Origin of the sequence: Anaerobacillus arseniciselenatis (assembly GCF_001865995.1) — a bacterium.
Classification (GTDB): domain Bacteria; phylum Bacillota; class Bacilli; order Bacillales; family Anaerobacillaceae; genus Anaerobacillus; species Anaerobacillus arseniciselenatis.
In genome coordinates this window covers 1-15,622 of record NZ_MLQQ01000055.1, presented here as the reverse complement: position 1 = coordinate 15,622, position 15,622 = coordinate 1, and the positions used below count along the sequence as shown (strand labels likewise).

The window sequence follows — 15,622 nt, the reverse complement described above, 5'->3', positions numbered from 1 at the left end:
TAAACTATTAGAGAAAAGGTGACAACAGTGGATCGAAACAATCTAGACGAAATTTTAATGCAAGTACGTGAAGGAACATTATCAGTAGATAAAGCAAAAACGGCGTTATCGTCCTTTGAAGATATTGGATTTGCAAAAATCGATCATCAAAGAGAAACTAGAACAGGATTTCCAGAAATTATATTCGGAGAAGGTAAAGATGCAGAGCAAATTATTTCTATTATCTCCTCCCTACAACAAAATACCAATCGAGTTTTAGCTACGAGAGTTGATCGAGAAAAAGCAGATGCTATTAAAAAAGTTATTCCTGATATTGTATATAATGCAAAAGCGAGAACCGTTTTATGGAAGAGTGAATCTGAACCCGACTTTCTTTATAATGGCTATATTGCTGTTGTGTGTGCAGGGACATCAGATTTATCAGTAGCTGAGGAAGCAGCAGTTACAGCTGAAGCTTTTGGAGTCCACGTTCGACGAATATATGATGTAGGTGTTGCTGGTATTCATCGTTTGTTTCACCATTTAGAAGAAATCGAGCAAGCAACTGTGACGATTTGTGTTGCCGGTATGGAGGGGGCGCTCCCGAGTGTTGTCGGTGGACTAATTAGTAACCCTATTGTAGCTGTTCCAACAAGCATTGGTTATGGTGCTAACTTCCAAGGCTTGTCAGCATTATTAACAATGTTAAATTCATGTGCATCTGGAGTAAGTGTCATGAATATTGATAACGGTTTTGGTGCGGGGTATTTTGCTACTACGATTCATAAAATCCACCGTAACACAGAACTTTTAGGAAGGTGACATAATGAAAACATTATATTTCGATTGCTTCTCTGGAATTAGTGGCGATATGACAATCGGTGCTTTGCTGGATTTAGGAGCAGACCCTAATTATTTAGAGGATGAATTACGTAAATTAAACTTTGATTCTGAATATAAATTAACGTGGGAAAAGGTTGTAAAAAAAGGAGTTTCCGCGACAAAATTTGATGTATTAGTTGAGGAAAATAATCATGATCATCATCATGGCCACCACCATCATCATGAACACCATCACCACCGTCATTATAGTGATATTGTAAAAATGATTGAAAGTGCTGATTTTAATGAAAATGTGAAAAAGGTCGCATTACAAATTTTTGAAGTAATCGGTCGAGCGGAAGCCAAAATTCATAACATGCCTTTTGAAAAGGTTCACTTTCATGAAGTTGGCGGTGTAGATTCGATTATTGATATTGTTGGGACAAGTATTTTATTAGATCACCTCAATATTTCAAAAGTAGTTTCTTCCTCTGTCCCAGTTGGGAATGGCTATATTCGTATTGCACATGGAATGTATCCAGTACCTGCACCAGCTACCCTTGAATTATTAAAAGGAATTCCAATTAAAGAAACTAAAATAATGGGAGAGTTAACGACTCCGACAGGAGCAGGTATATTAGCTGTTTTAGCCGAACACTTTGGACCAATCCCATCTATGAAAATACAAGCAATTGGATACGGAGCTGGAACAAAAGATTTTGCAGACCACCCGAATGTTTTACGAGTAATGTTAGGTGAATAAAAATTATATGACTAAATAACATAAATCCCCTACTACTTGCGATGTGTACGATAAGAGTAGGGGATTTTATTTAGTAGTTCAAATTATGTGGAGAAATCGGTATCTAAAAAGTTAAACGACAGGAATATTTAGAGTTGTGGGAGGTAAAAAAATTAAACTTTTAGAAATAGTACTTTTTTAATATAAAACTGAAGGGGTGTTCCAATGTATAAAATTGAACGAATTCAAATGAGAAAAAATTGGAATAAAAATCCGCTTAAAGATTTAAATGTTAATAATATTGGAGTTGGATTTGTTTCTGGCTTATTAGCAGTAACTGGGGCACCTGCACTAATTTTAGAAGCAGCGGCAAATGGAAGCTTTACAACAGTACAGACCATTCTTTGGATGTTTTCTGTTTATGTATTCGGTGGGATTTTTAGTATTTTAATTCCACTGTATTATCGAATCCCGATCGTTGGTGCACATTCGATAACAGGTGTTGCTTTTTTAGCAACGGTAACTGCCCATTTTACCTATCAAGAATTGATCGGTGCTTATATTTTATCAGGGGTTTTAATATTCATTGTCGGCTATCTCGGCATGTTTTCTAAATTGCTGCATTATGTACCTAAAGAAATTATCGCAGCAATGCTAGCGGGGATGATTATGAAATATATGATTGATTTTATAGGGTCGATTCAGAAACTACCACTAGTAGGTGGAGTTGCAGTGATTAGCTATTTTATTTTTAGTAAATGGAATTTGAAAATTCCACCTATTATAGCATCTATTGTAATTGCATTTGTTTTTTTACAATTAACAGAACCGATAAATCTTAGCAGTTTTTCATCTCCCTTTGTCCTACCAACGATACAAAGTCCTGATTTTAATTTGATTAGTTTTCTTTCTGTTGCTCTGCCATTAGCATTGCTTATTTTAAGTAATGATGCAGCAGTTGGGATTGGTGCCATAAGACAAAACGGCTATCATCCGCCAATGAATAGTATCGTAACTTTAAGTGGGATCTTTTCGATCATTACAAGTTTTTTCGGGGGACAATCAGCAAATATCGGTGGGATGATGTCAGCTATTTGTTCTGGGGAAGAAGCAGGCCCAAAAGAAAAGCGATATATGGCAGCGGTAATATCTGGGGCGATCCTTCTATTATTTGGCTTATTTTCCTGGAAATTAGTCCCTGTTATTCAAGCATTTCCACGAGAATTTATAGCACTTGTAGTTGGTTTAGCATTACTTGGTGTATTCTCGAATAGCTTGCACACTAGCTTTGCGAATCCAACAATTAAAATAGGAGCAACATTTTCGTTCGTTATTGCTTTATCCAATATATCCATTTTAAATATTAGTGCTCCTGTTTGGTCTTTACTGATTGGTGCACTTATAGCGAAATATGTAGAAAATTATCATTTACCCAGTAAGGAGGAAGTCGTTTTATCTCGAAAAAGAAAGTCAGGGTGATTGATATCTAGATATTGAGCCAATACTTCAAAAAGTATCGGGTGAGCGGTTGTAGTTTAAGAGAAATTAATCTAAAAAGTTCTAAATAATATTAAAAATTGGTATTTTTGAGACCTGATCAACTTGATTATTATGAAAATTTAAATAAGTCTAAATATTTATTGACATTTAACGAAAAGGCTATTAATATTTTTACTAAGAGCATTTGGTAAAACTGAGTTTTATAATATAGAACAAAAGAGGTGGTTATTTTCTAAGTGAAGTTTTAAAATGCTTATTTGTATCCGTTTACATTAATGAGTTTTATAAAGAAGGGGATGAAACCCGCTGTGTAAGTGGAGTTTTTAATTGTGTAATATTTTCAAAGCATAGTATTAGGGTGAAGGTACCCAATCAAGGGGACTATATTGGGGAATTTATTCCTAAAAGTGCTTAGATATGGGGGAGGAATTGTGAATAAAGTATTAAAATTTCTAAATACAATTTTGACAACTACAATTACTATTTTTTTATCATCAATGGTTATTCTCGTTTTTATGAATGTAGTTTTAAGGTATGTATTTAATTCAGGGATCACCTGGTCAGAGGAAATGGCTAGATATTTATTTGTATGGATTGTATTTTTAGGTACAATTGTTGCATTTAAAGATAAAGCTCATTTAGGTGTTGATCTATTTATAGGTTCTTTAAAGCCAAAGCTTCAGAAAGTCCTGTATGTCTTAAATAACTTAGTCATTATAGGTCTAATGGCAATTGTCATTAATGGTGGGATGAAAATGATGGTCATTAACAGTAACAGTTACGGTCCGGCTACGGGAATTCCGTTATCAGTGTTGTTTTTTGCAGGAACGTTAGCTGCTTTTGTGATGATCCTTATGAGTATTACACAAACTATTCGATATGTAGTATTTGATCAAGATCCTCCTGCTTATGTTAGAGATAAAGTTGTAGAAAAGGAGGGAGATCAATGATCTGGGTATTTTTAGGGGTCTTATTTTTCTTCTTGTTTTTAGGAGTACCAGTGGCATTTTCAATGCTTATGAGTGCAGTAGTTATGACGATTACAATGGGAATTTATGATCCGCAAATCATTACTCAAAGTCTAGTGAACGGAGCCAATAATTTCCCGCTGATGGCTATTCCGTTTTTTATACTTGCTGGAGAAATAATGAATGCAGGTGGAATTTCAAAGCGTGTTGTTGGGTTTGCGACAACATTAGTGGGCCACATTAGAGGTGGGTTAGGTTATGTAACTATTATCGCCGGGGTAATGTTTGCAGGTTTATCTGGTTCTGCCGTTGCTGATACAGCAGCTTTAGGTGCTATCTTAATTCCGATGATGGCAGCAAAAGGTTATGATATAAAAAGAGCCAGTGGTTTAGTTGCTTCGTCTGGGATAATTGCGCCGATCATTCCACCGAGTATTCCGTTAATCATGTATGGGGTTATAGGTGGTGTGTCGATAACGCAATTATTTATGGCTGGGATTGTCCCAGGGATTATATTTGCAACTGGTTTAATGATTGTTTGGTATTTAATTGCTAGAAAAGATAATTATGAAACACTTCCAAAAGCAACAAATAAAGAGAGAATTAGAAGTTTCGGCTCAGCTATTTGGGCATTATTTATGCCATTAATTATTATTGTTGGTCTAAGAGGTGGAGTTTTTACTCCGACTGAAGCGGCAGTTATTGCTTGTGTATATGCGCTTTTAATTAGCTTTACAGTTTATCGCGGCGATTTAAAAGTTAGAGATCTACCTCAAGTTTTAGTAAGTGCAGCAAGAACGACAGGGGTAGTAATGTTCTTAGCATCTGCGGCAATGGTAACTGCATGGGTTATTACAGTTGCACAAGTTCCAGCAGAATTAGCACAATTTTTAAATAATATTACGTCAAATCCAACAGTGATGCTACTCATTTTAATGGTGTTCTTACTTTTAGTTGGGGTTGTTATGGATATGACTCCTGCAATATTAATTTTCACACCGGTTCTTTTACCGACAGTAGTAGGACTTGGAATTGATCCAGTTTATTTTGGTATTTTAATGGTTATTAACCTTTGTATCGGTTTAATTACTCCACCAGTAGGCACAGTATTATACGTTGCTTGTGGTATAAGTAAAATTAGTATTATCGATATTGCCAAAGGGATATGGCCATTCTTGATAGTCCAAATGCTCGTATTGGTACTATTAGTGTTATTCCCACAAATAGTACTTGTACCGCTAGAAATATTCATGAAATAACATAAGAGAAAAGAGGATGAACAAAATTGGATACTAAAAAATTTACAGGAATTATACCTCCAGTGCTAACGATTTTTAAAGAAGATGGAACATTTGATCAAGGAGGTATGGGTAAACTTATTGATCATTTACTAAAAAGTGATGTTGATGGGCTGTTCTTTCTAGGTAGTAGTGGAGAATTTACGACTATGAGTACTGAAGAACGTATGGAAATTGCTGAATTTTGTATTAAATACGTCAATGGCAGAACGACAACTTTGATTGGAACAGGAAGTAATAGCACAGACGAGATAATAAAATTAAACGAACATAGTAAAAGCATTGGAGCTGATGGTGTAGTTGTGATCAACCCTAATTACTGGGGGTTATCTGAAGCAAATATATACAAACATTATCGTGACATTTGTGAGGCAGTAGACATACCGGTTCTAGTATATAACTTCCCGGGTGTAACAGGTCAAGATTTAACACCAGAAATATTAGCTAACCTAGCATCTGAAAACGCTAACATAGTTGGTGTTAAACAAACTGTAGACTCGTTAGCGCCAATTCGTGAGACGATTTTAAAAGTTAAAGATGTTCGTCCGGAATTTGTCGTACTAACTGGCTATGATGACCATCTTTTAAATAATCTTTGTTTAGGTGGAGATGGTGCAATTTCAGCTAGTGTCAACTACGCACCAGAACTCCAAGTAGGAATATATCAAGCGTTTAAAGAAAACGATTTAGCAACTGCTGTTGAATTACACCAAAGATTAGCTCATTTACCGTTAATGTATAAGATTGATAGCCCTTTCGTAAATGTTATAAAAGAATCAGTTGCAATGCGAAGAATTGATATATCAACATATGTTAGAAGGCCAGCGTATCCACTTGATCAAAGTAAAAAAGATCAATTACATCAGATCTTAAGTAAGGCTAAACTAGTTTAATAGATAGTGATTTGATTAACTTAAAAAATCAAACTGTAAGAGTAATCTTAGTTTTAAAAACCGATATATCATTGACTAATTAAAGTTTTGAAGAAACTCAGTTTTATAATGTAGTGTTTATGTAGAAGTATTATAGTGCAACATTTTTTTATCAAAGGTAGTTTGCCAAAAGGGCTTTCTATATATTACACATTTTAAAGGGGGATTAAAATGAAGTACAGTTTTATGGGGAAATTGGGAATTGGTTTAATGTTGTTGTTTTTAACTGTAGCTGCAGGGTGTAGTAGTGAGGATGCTGGGGGAAGTGAAGTTAAAACGATTAAGGTAGCCAACTATTTTGCTGAAGACCATCCTCAGAATGTTGCATTAAGGGAAAAGTTTAAACCGTTAGTTGAGGAAAAATCAGAAGGAACTTTAAAAGTTGAAATCTACCCAAATAGTCAACTTGGGGCTGAACAAGAATTTTATGATGGTGTTCGTAACGGAACGATTGAAATGGGGATTCCGGGAATGATTATGCAATCAACAATCGAAAAGTTAGCTGTACCTGAATGGCCATTTTTATTTGAAGATTATGAACATGTTAAAAGAGTATTCAATGGTCCAATTGGTGATGAGTTAGTTGAGGATTTAGAGAGTGTTCACGGTGTAAAAGCGCTTGCGTGGAGTGCCAATGGGTTTAGAATGTTCTCTAGTAATAAAACATTAAATTCTATTGATGACTTTGATGGTCTTCGATTAAGAATGCCGAACATTCCAAACTATATTGAATTAGGGCAGCGTCTTGGAGCAAATGTAACCCCACTTGCAATTTCAGAAGTTTTTACGGGATTAGAGCAACGAGTTATTGATGGTCAAGATAATCCAATTGCAACAACAAGAGCATCTGGTTGGTATGAAGTTCAAAGTGATGTTTTAGAATCTAATCATATGTTTAGTCCAAACTTATATATTATTAATGCAGATTTTTGGAATGGATTAACACCAGAACAACAAGAAATTGTTCAAGAGGTTTCGGCGATTTCGGCAGCATATGAATTCGAGCTAATGGAACAAAGTTTTGAAGATGATAAAAAATACTTACAAGAACAGGGTATACAATTTACAATTCCAGATGATGAATTCCGCCAAGCGATGATCGATGCGGTACAACCGATGTATGAGGATTGGAACAATGAGTATGATTGGGCTGAAGACTTAGTAGAACGTATTAGAGCTGAAGCGAATTAGAAATAACTAAAAAGTGGGCTGTACCATATATGTTTACTAGTGGAATAGAACAATACTGAGAGTTACTTACTTTCTGGTAGGCTAAACAAATGGGCAGCCCCAATACTCTTTAGTCTCCTCCCCCATTAAGAAATAATTTTTTTGTTAATATTAATAGGAAGCTATAAGTATGTTTTCTCTTAAAAGGATATATATATAAATCAATTTCGTGGTATCATATATATGGAATAGCATGAAATAAGGGGGGAGTTCCATGCCGATTATTCAGTCTGTAGATAGAGCATTAAAAATATTAGACCTATTTGATGAGCATAATACTGAATTAAAAATTACTGAAATTAGTGAAAAAATGATGTTACACAAAAGTACAGTTCATTCGTTATTAAAAACACTGCAAAGTCACCATTACATTGAACAAGATTTGGAAACTGGAAAGTATAAATTAGGAATGAAATTATTTGAACGTGGAAACTTTGTTATTCATAGTTTAGATATAAGATCATTAGCAAAAGAATACTTATATTCACTTTCACATAAAACTGATTTGACAGTCCATTTAGTTATTTTGGATGGAAAAGAAGGCGTTTACATTGATAAAGTAGAAAGCTCATCTGCAACTATTTTATATTCTCGGATTGGTAGACGTGTACCTATACATTGCAGTGGGGTAGGAAAAGCGTTAGTGGCCTTCAAATCTGATGAGGAATTAAAGAATTTACTTACTGATTATGAATTTATAAAGCGAACAGAAAATACAATAACGAATAAAGGAGATTTTCTATTAGAAGTAGAAGCTATTAGGGAAAGAGGATACGCTATTGATGATCAAGAAAATGAACCAGGAGTTTATTGTATAGCGTTACCGGTGAGAAACCATACAGGAGATGTAGTTGCTGCAATCAGTATCTCTACACCAGTAATGAAAATAAATGAAGAAAAATTGGAAAAAAATATTGAATTGTTAAAACAAGCAAGTAGTGAATTGTCTTCCAAGTTAGGTTATGGCTTTCAATAAAAGTTTATTGTATGATTTTTATAACTATAATTTGACTATAAAATTATTATCTATATTATAAAACTAGGTTTTGTAACATAGTGTTTATGGTCATTGATTAAGTTTTTCTAAAAGTAGAGTTTAAATCAGTTTAAGAAATAATTTGTATGTTTTTCTTAGTTTAAAAATTCTCTGATTATATTATCGGAGAATTTATAGAAGTTAATGGTGTATGTTGATGGACTAAATTAAAAGGGGGGAAATCAATGCAACTAGTAAACTTTTATCGAGATGAGAGGCTCTGTTTAGGAATAAAAACAGAGAAAGGTATCTTAGATGTTGAAAAAATCAGTAATAATTTGCTGGTAACCACCGATGCACTTATTACACAAAATGCTTTGAAGTCATTAATGCAATCATTAGATGGTATTAGTGACTGTGGTCTATACTTAAAGGAGTCAGAGCTTACCTTAGGACCATGTATTTCAAAGCCGGAAAAAATTATTTGTGTCGGGTTGAATTATCGTAAACACGCGGATGAATGTGGGATGGAGCACCCAACAGAACCAATTTTGTTTAGTAAATTTAATAATAGTTTGACAGGAACGGAAAGTGAAATTAAGATACCTTCTAATTCTACGGAAGTAGATTATGAGGTTGAACTTGCTATTGTCATTGGGAAAGAAGCAAAAGATATTAATCCAGAAGAAGTCGATGAGTATATTTTTGGATACTGTGTTGCTAATGATGTTTCAGCTAGAGACCTACAATTTAGAAGCCCGCAATGGTTAATTGGAAAATCTTGTGATGGCTTTTGCCCAATCGGTCCTTATTTAGTTACTAAAGATGAAATTGAAGATCCAAATAATTTAAATATAAAAACATGGCTTAATGGAAAATTAAAACAAAATTCAAATACATCCGATATGATATTTAATTGTCAAGAAGCTATTAGTTACGCTTCTAAACATATGACATTAAAACCTGGTGACATCATATTAACGGGAACGCCTGAGGGGGTTATTGCAGGAGATCCAGAGAAAAAGAGAGTATGGATTAAACCAGAGGATAAAGTAACAGTTGAAATTGAAAAATTAGGACAATTAACTAACTATTTTGTAAAGGGTTAGAAACTGAAAGGATTTGGGATAGTCTTGAAGAGCCAATAACTATGAAAAGAAAAAATAAAGGCGCTACCTTTTCCTCTTTTATAACTAAATAATTCCTGGACTGTTCCCATTCCATTTTGTTTAGAGTTTTTTCCAGATGGCAGAATATACATCTTTTAAAGGGATACCAGTTTCACTAGAGATTTTTTTACAATCTTCATATTCAGGTGAGCGCTGTATTACCTCGCCTTTGAAAAGGCCTTCTTTTATAGTGACAGCTCCCCATTTTGTGTCAACTGAAACAAAACGTCTTTCAAGTCTATGTACTTCAAGAGGGTAGTACCTAAGACCGAACGTTGTTGTTTCGGTAAAAATAATACCTTTCATTTTATCAAGGTTATCAACCGTACATAAGATTTGTAACATAATGGCAGGTCGGTTTTTTTTCATATAAATGGGTGTATAAAATACGTCATTTGCTCCTTCATTAATAAGGAGATCCATTATGTATCCTAATATCTCAGGAGACATATCATCAATATTTACTTCCAATTTTATTGTTTCTTTATCAATATGTTCAAATCTATGGCTTGAAAAGTTCATAAGTCAGCCTCTCTTTTGTCTTATTGTTTGGATCCATTTCTAAAAGCTAGATCTTTAGATAAATTATATCAAAAATATATTTTAGTATCAGGAGATAAATTAAAAATCTTTTAATTTTATTATTTTGAATCTTGCAGCATTCCCTTGATTAATAAAATATAGTTTAGTATGATTAAATTATAAAAATTCAGAAAAATATCGCGTGATACAAAAACATAGTTTTATATTATAAAACTAATTCATTTTTAGATGAAGTGAAAGCGTTTAAAAAGATTAACCTTTTCGCTTATATGGTTTATTTATCTTGCTTTTTATTACTTATTGTAATTATTAATACATGATCAAAAGAGGGAGGCTGAAAGATTTGAAAATCACAAACTTAGAATGTTTTATTGTTCCACCCCGCTGGTGTTTTTTGAAAATTGAAACTGATGAAGGAATTGTTGGTTGGGGGGAACCAGTGGTAGAAGGCCGGGCAAGCACAGTGAAAGAAGCAGTAACTGAGTTGGCTGATTTTTTAATAGGAAAAGATCCATTAAGAATTGAAGACCATTGGAATGTATTATATCGAGGAGGCTTTTATCGTGGTGGCCCAATATTAATGAGTGCAATTGCGGGTATCGATCAAGCGCTTTGGGATATAAAAGGAAAATATTATAATGCTCCTGTATATCAACTTTTGGGTGGGGCGTGTCGTGATTCAATTCGTGTATATTCTTGGATAGGTGGAGATCGACCAAGTGATGTTGGAAAGGCTGCTAAAGAAGTTGTAGATGCAGGTTTTACAGCAGTTAAAATGAATGGAACTGAAGAGTTACAATATGTAGATTCATATAAAAAAATAGATCAAGCGATTGCTAGAATTGCGGCTGTACGAGAAGCTGTAGGGGAATATGTTGGGATAGGGATTGATTTTCATGGTCGTGTACATAAACCGATGGCAAAAATTCTTGCGAAGGAATTAGAACCATATCGACCTATGTTTATTGAGGAACCAGTTTTACCCGAAAATAATGAAGCGTTAAAAGAGGTTGCAAGAAATACGAATATTCCAATCGCTACAGGTGAGCGTATGTACTCGAGGTGGGATTTCAAGCGATTACTTAATGACGGTTATGTAGATATAATTCAACCAGATTTGTCCCACGCTGGAGGGATTACAGAGTGTAAAAAAATAGCTTCAATGGCTGAGGCGTACGATGTTGCGCTCGCTCCTCATTGTCCGTTAGGTCCTATTGCATTAGCGTCATCTCTACAAATAGATGCAACTGCTCACAATGCTTTTATTCAAGAGCAAAGCTTGGGAATTCATTATAACCAGGGAAATGACTTGTTAGATTATATTACTGACCCTTCTGTTTTTACTTATAAGGATGGACATGTCAAAATTCCGGAAGGACCTGGTTTAGGGATTACAATTAATGAAGAAAAAGTTCGAAAAATGGCTGGAGTTGGTCATAATTGGAAAAATCCTTTGTGGCGTCATCGAGATGGAACTGTAGCCGAGTGGTAAAAAATTGAGGTTAGTAGCTTTAACTACTGACTTATTAGCAAACGTATTTACTAGGTTAATTAATTGTTCATCGAGAAAACAGGATACTGGGGGAGAGATTAATGGATGTTGTTACATTTGGGGAAACAATGGTTCTGTTTACTCCGGAATCGACGGGATTAATGAGATATGCGAATAATTATACGAGAAAATTTGGCGGAGCAGAATCTAATTATGCTATAGGTTTAACACGATTAGGACATAAGGCTGGTTGGATTAGTAGAGTAGGGGATGATGAATTAGGTAAAGCAATGCTCTCATTTATTCGTGGAGAAGCTGTCGATGTGAGTCGAGTGAAAATTGATAACACAGCACCAACTGGCTTATATTTTAAAGAATTAAGAAGCTCTACTGAAATTAGGGTTGAATATTACCGTAAGGGTTCAGCGGCAAGTCAAATGAATAAAGCAGACCTTGATGAAGATTACATTTCTAAAGCAATGTATCTCCACATTTCTGGGATAACTCCTGCATTAAGTGAAAGTTGTTATGAAATGGTTACTAAAGCAATAAAAATAGCAAAACAACATGCAGTAAAAGTGATTTTTGACCCAAATTTAAGGAAGAAACTATGGTCTGAGGAAAAAGCACGTAAAGTTTTATTAGAGATTGCAAGTTATGCAGATATTATTTTACCAGGATATGATGAGGGTGTCTTCATGTATGGTGAAAAAGATCCAAATAAGCTAGGGGAGTTATTTTTACAGCAAGGTCCATCAATAGTTGTGCTAAAAGTCGGTGCTAAAGGAGCCTATTATTTCACAAAAGAAGAAAGTAAATTAGTTCCTGGCTTTACCGTAAACAATGTCGTTGATCCTGTAGGTGCAGGAGATGGATTTGCAGCAGGCTTTACGTCGGGACTTCTAAAAGGTTTTAGTATTGAAAAAGCAGTTCAACGAGGAAATGCTGTAGGAGCGTTAGTTACGATGGTTAGTGGTGATGTTGAAGGACTCCCAGAAGAACATGAGGTAGAACGCTTTATTAATTCACCTACTGAAGATGTGAGTCGATAAAGGAGTCGAGAAAAAATGGAATTATTACAACAAATAAAAGAAAAGGCTATAGTTGCTGTTATTCGTGGAGCTAAACCGGAAAACATCTTACCAATTGCTAAAGCATTAAGTGGAGGTGGAGTAAAAACATTAGAAATTACAGTCGAAACCCCGAAGGTACTGACATTAATTGAAGAAGTGTCTTCGACGCTAGGAGATGACGTAATCGTTGGTGCAGGAACGGTACTAGATTCAGAGACTGCGAGAGCTGCTATTATGGCAGGAGCAAAGTTTATCTTTTCGCCAATCGTTGATCAAGAAATGATTAAATTAACGAAGCGATATGGTGTGATTAGTATTCCAGGTGCGTTAACACCTACTGAAATTTTAAGAGCTTACGAGAGTGGTGCAGATATCGTGAAGGTATTTCCAGCGAATGCATTCGGCCCAGATTATTTAAATGCCGTTCATGGACCGCTACCACACATTCCTCTTATGCCAACAGGTGGAATTGATGTCGATAACGTAGCTGATTACATAAATGCGGGGGCCGTTGCAGCAGGGGTAGGTAGTACGTTAGTGAACACAAAAGGTATTATTGATGAAAATACATTAACTTCTATCACCGAGAAATCTTTTAAGTTTATTGAGGAAGTTAAAAAAGCTAGGTTAAAGTAATCGTGTTCATCAAACAAATAAATAGATTAAACAAACTATAGAAGGAGTGGGGACGAAATGAGTAAATTTAAAGTAGTAATTACTGATTATGAGTTTTCAACGCTAGCACCTGAGGAGGAAGTTTTAGCAACAGTTGATGCAGAGTTAATACGTACACAGTGTAAGACAGATAAGGAGATCATTGAGGCTGCTAAAGAGGCTGATGCGCTTTTAAATCAATATGCTACTATCTCGAGAAATGTTATTGAAAAACTTCCAAATCTTAAGGTGATCTCAAGGTATGGAGTAGGTGTTAATACCATTGATATTGATGCGGCTACAGAAAATGGTGTAATGGTCGGTAATGTCACAGATTATTGTATGGATGAAGTTTCGGACCATGCATTTGCATTAATTATGGCTTGCGCTCGTAAAGTCGTTCAACTAAATAATGAAGTCAAGGCGGGGAAGTGGGATTTTAAGGTGAGTGCTCCTATTTACCGTTTACCTGGCCGTGTATTAGGTCTAGTTGGGTTAGGGAGAATTCCACAAACACTAGCCAAAAAAGCTCAAGCTTTTGGAATTAAAGTAGTTGCTTATGACCCGTTTGTTCCAGTAGAAGTTGCTAAAGATTTAAATGTTGAATTAGTGCAGTTAAATGAATTATGTGAACGATCTGATTTTGTATCTGTTCATGCCCCACTTGTTGAAGCGACACGAGGGATGATAAGTGATGAACAGTTTAAGCTTATGAAAAAAGAAGCTTTTATTATTAATACCGCTAGAGGGCCTGTGATAGACGAAAAGGCCTTGATTCGTGCATTAGAAGCCGGTGAAATTGCCGGTGCGGGTTTAGATGTAACTGAGGTAGAACCAATTCAAGAAGACAATCCTTTATTAGAGATGGACAATGTAATTATTAATCCACATGCAGCATGGTACTCAGAAGAAGCGCAGCTCGAATTAAAGCGTAAAACAGCTCAAAATATTGCAGATGCTCTAGGTGGATATTACCCTACGTATCTTTTTAATAAGGAAGTAAAAGAAAAGGTCAGTTTAAAAGAAAAATAATCTTATAGTTTCTGTAACCGAACGCTCGGAATTTTTCTGAAGATCTGAGCGTTTAGGTTTCTTATAAATGTTTGCGATTTCACTTATTTAAAAGTTGGAAATATAAAAAAAATTTTAATAATTCACTTGAAAAATAAATTCAGGTTTAGTAATATAAACTTAAGTTAGTGGTTTTGAATTTTCAGTTATAAATACATAAAAGAACGATGTTTTATATTATAAAACTCATAATTAGTTTGCAACTATTATTTTAAAGTGTGCATTAGAACTTCTCTTTACAATATAAAACATTAACTTCAGTAAATAAATCTTATTACCTTGTATAGACGAAAGTTAGTGAACTGAGTCTTTTAAAAAGATATACAAGAATGGAGTTGTATATTATAAAACTATTTAATTTTGTCGAATGGATACAAAGGGTATTATGTTTTGTAGTATGAAAATAGAATGCGGTTTTATATTACAAAACTATTATAATGAATTTTAGCTAAAGGAGGGGGATAAAGTTTAAATTATACTTGAAAAACTATGTTTCTTGAATATTACATTTTAGGGGGAGAATGAAATGAAGAAAAAACTATTAGGATTAGTAATGGCTTTTGTTTTTGTTTTAGTTTTAGCAGCTTGTGGTGGTGACAGTAGTGAGCCAGCGTCTGGTAACAACGCAAATAATAATGACTCTTCTAGTGGGAATAATGAAAGCGCTTCAAATGGTTCGGGTAACCAAAAAACTTTGCGTGTAAGTATTGGTGTTAATGATCGTCATCCGCAATATGAAGGTGCTATGAAGTTTAAAGAGTTAGTTGAAAGTCAAACAGACGACTTTAACATTGAAGTCTATCACTCAGGTCAAGTTGCTGATGATCGTGCGGCTATTGAAATGCTTCAATTCGGAACGTTAGAAATTACAATTCCTTCAACATCGCCACTTGTAAATTTTGTTCAAGAATATGGAGTTTTCGATTTACCATTCACAATTCCGAATGAAGAAGTTGCTGATGCAGTATTAGATGGTCCATTTGGTGAGAAGATGTTTGATCTTCTTGAGCCACAAGGAATTGTTGGCTTAGCTTGGTGGGAAAATGGTTAGCAATAGGTAAGCCTTTGAAGTGATCTCCAGCTTTTCCCCTGCTCCGCACCGAACGTGCTAGTTTCCCAGCATTCGGCGGTCCATCTAACGATGTATATTAAATTATAAGTTCTTCGTTACTT

The 15,622-nt window shown here is 34.8% G+C and carries 15 protein-coding genes; 14 read left to right on the top strand and 1 reads right to left on the bottom strand.

What is annotated here, in order from left to right:
- Positions 1-57: 57 nt before the first annotated feature.
- From larB to BKP35_RS17870, 9 genes are all read left to right on the top strand, one after another.
- A complete protein-coding gene (gene larB / locus BKP35_RS17910) occupies positions 58-801 on the top strand; it encodes a nickel pincer cofactor biosynthesis protein LarB (protein ID WP_071314778.1) in 744 nt (247 codons plus the stop codon).
- A 4-nt stretch (positions 802-805) separates the two neighbouring features.
- Positions 806-1,564, top strand: a complete 759-nt coding sequence (gene larC / locus BKP35_RS17905; protein ID WP_071314754.1) for a nickel pincer cofactor biosynthesis protein LarC — start codon at positions 806-808, stop codon at positions 1,562-1,564.
- Between the two features lie 204 nt (positions 1,565-1,768).
- The gene (locus tag BKP35_RS17900; RefSeq protein ID WP_071314753.1) at positions 1,769-3,022 is read left to right on the top strand and encodes a benzoate/H(+) symporter BenE family transporter; all 1,254 of its coding nucleotides are present in this window, start codon (positions 1,769-1,771) and stop codon (positions 3,020-3,022) included.
- Between the two features lie 452 nt (positions 3,023-3,474).
- Complete coding sequence (locus tag BKP35_RS17895) at positions 3,475-3,993, top strand: TRAP transporter small permease (RefSeq protein ID WP_071314777.1); 519 nt, start codon at positions 3,475-3,477, stop codon at positions 3,991-3,993.
- The gene (locus BKP35_RS17890; RefSeq protein ID WP_071314752.1) at positions 3,990-5,270 is read left to right on the top strand and encodes a TRAP transporter large permease; all 1,281 of its coding nucleotides are present in this window, start codon (positions 3,990-3,992) and stop codon (positions 5,268-5,270) included. Before BKP35_RS17895 ends, BKP35_RS17890 begins: the two co-directional genes overlap by 4 nt.
- Before the next feature lie 26 nt (positions 5,271-5,296).
- Entirely contained in the window at positions 5,297-6,202 is a 906-nt protein-coding gene (locus BKP35_RS17885; RefSeq protein ID WP_071314751.1) for a dihydrodipicolinate synthase family protein, read from the top strand.
- Positions 6,203-6,412: 210 nt separating this feature from the next.
- Positions 6,413-7,432: a TRAP transporter substrate-binding protein gene (locus tag BKP35_RS17880; protein ID WP_071314750.1), complete on the top strand. Its 1,020-nt coding sequence runs from the start codon at positions 6,413-6,415 to the stop codon at positions 7,430-7,432.
- Positions 7,433-7,685: 253 nt separating this feature from the next.
- The gene (locus BKP35_RS17875) at positions 7,686-8,447 is read left to right on the top strand and encodes an IclR family transcriptional regulator (RefSeq protein WP_071314749.1); all 762 of its coding nucleotides are present in this window, start codon (positions 7,686-7,688) and stop codon (positions 8,445-8,447) included.
- A gap of 245 nt (positions 8,448-8,692) precedes the next feature.
- On the top strand, positions 8,693-9,556 hold the full coding sequence (locus BKP35_RS17870) for a fumarylacetoacetate hydrolase family protein (protein ID WP_071314748.1): 864 nt from the start codon (positions 8,693-8,695) through the stop codon (positions 9,554-9,556).
- Positions 9,557-9,676: 120 nt separating this feature from the next.
- On the opposite strand, the gene larC2 is transcribed toward BKP35_RS17870, so the two are convergent.
- Positions 9,677-10,138 carry a nickel pincer cofactor biosynthesis protein LarC2 gene (gene larC2 / locus BKP35_RS17865; RefSeq protein WP_071314747.1) on the bottom strand — a complete coding sequence of 154 codons (462 nt, stop codon included), beginning with the start codon at positions 10,136-10,138 and terminating at the stop codon, positions 9,677-9,679.
- Positions 10,139-10,502: 364 nt separating this feature from the next.
- Here larC2 and dgoD point away from each other — a divergent pair, with 364 nt between their 5' ends.
- The 5 genes from dgoD (at position 10,503) to dctP (ending at position 15,500) form a co-directional block, all read left to right on the top strand.
- On the top strand, positions 10,503-11,651 hold the full coding sequence (dgoD, locus tag BKP35_RS17860; RefSeq protein ID WP_071314746.1) for a galactonate dehydratase: 1,149 nt from the start codon (positions 10,503-10,505) through the stop codon (positions 11,649-11,651).
- A gap of 101 nt (positions 11,652-11,752) precedes the next feature.
- Positions 11,753-12,703 carry a sugar kinase gene (locus BKP35_RS17855; RefSeq protein WP_071314745.1) on the top strand — a complete coding sequence of 317 codons (951 nt, stop codon included), beginning with the start codon at positions 11,753-11,755 and terminating at the stop codon, positions 12,701-12,703.
- Between the two features lie 15 nt (positions 12,704-12,718).
- A complete protein-coding gene (locus BKP35_RS17850; protein WP_071314744.1) occupies positions 12,719-13,360 on the top strand; it encodes a bifunctional 4-hydroxy-2-oxoglutarate aldolase/2-dehydro-3-deoxy-phosphogluconate aldolase in 642 nt (213 codons plus the stop codon).
- A gap of 57 nt (positions 13,361-13,417) precedes the next feature.
- Entirely contained in the window at positions 13,418-14,410 is a 993-nt protein-coding gene (locus tag BKP35_RS17845; RefSeq protein ID WP_071314743.1) for a C-terminal binding protein, read from the top strand.
- Between the two features lie 565 nt (positions 14,411-14,975).
- Entirely contained in the window at positions 14,976-15,500 is a 525-nt protein-coding gene (gene dctP / locus BKP35_RS17840; RefSeq protein ID WP_071314742.1) for a TRAP transporter substrate-binding protein DctP, read from the top strand.
- Positions 15,501-15,622 lie beyond the last annotated feature (122 nt).

Bases quoted from the DNA above. Each gene is read 5' to 3' on its own strand.
- larB (WP_071314778.1), top strand. From the start codon at position 58: ATGCAAGTACGTGAAGGAACATTATCAGTAGATAAAGCAAAAACGGCG.
- larC (WP_071314754.1), top strand. From the start codon at position 806: ATGAAAACATTATATTTCGATTGCTTCTCTGGAATTAGTGGCGATATG.
- BKP35_RS17900 (WP_071314753.1), top strand. From the start codon at position 1,769: ATGTATAAAATTGAACGAATTCAAATGAGAAAAAATTGGAATAAAAAT.
- BKP35_RS17890 (WP_071314752.1), top strand. From the start codon at position 3,990: ATGATCTGGGTATTTTTAGGGGTCTTATTTTTCTTCTTGTTTTTAGGA.
- BKP35_RS17880 (WP_071314750.1), top strand. From the start codon at position 6,413: ATGAAGTACAGTTTTATGGGGAAATTGGGAATTGGTTTAATGTTGTTG.
- BKP35_RS17875 (WP_071314749.1), top strand. From the start codon at position 7,686: ATGCCGATTATTCAGTCTGTAGATAGAGCATTAAAAATATTAGACCTA.
- BKP35_RS17870 (WP_071314748.1), top strand. From the start codon at position 8,693: ATGCAACTAGTAAACTTTTATCGAGATGAGAGGCTCTGTTTAGGAATA.
- larC2 (WP_071314747.1), bottom strand. From the start codon at position 10,138: ATGAACTTTTCAAGCCATAGATTTGAACATATTGATAAAGAAACAATA.
- BKP35_RS17855 (WP_071314745.1), top strand. From the start codon at position 11,753: ATGGATGTTGTTACATTTGGGGAAACAATGGTTCTGTTTACTCCGGAA.
- BKP35_RS17850 (WP_071314744.1), top strand. From the start codon at position 12,719: ATGGAATTATTACAACAAATAAAAGAAAAGGCTATAGTTGCTGTTATT.
- BKP35_RS17845 (WP_071314743.1), top strand. From the start codon at position 13,418: ATGAGTAAATTTAAAGTAGTAATTACTGATTATGAGTTTTCAACGCTA.
- dctP (WP_071314742.1), top strand. From the start codon at position 14,976: ATGAAGAAAAAACTATTAGGATTAGTAATGGCTTTTGTTTTTGTTTTA.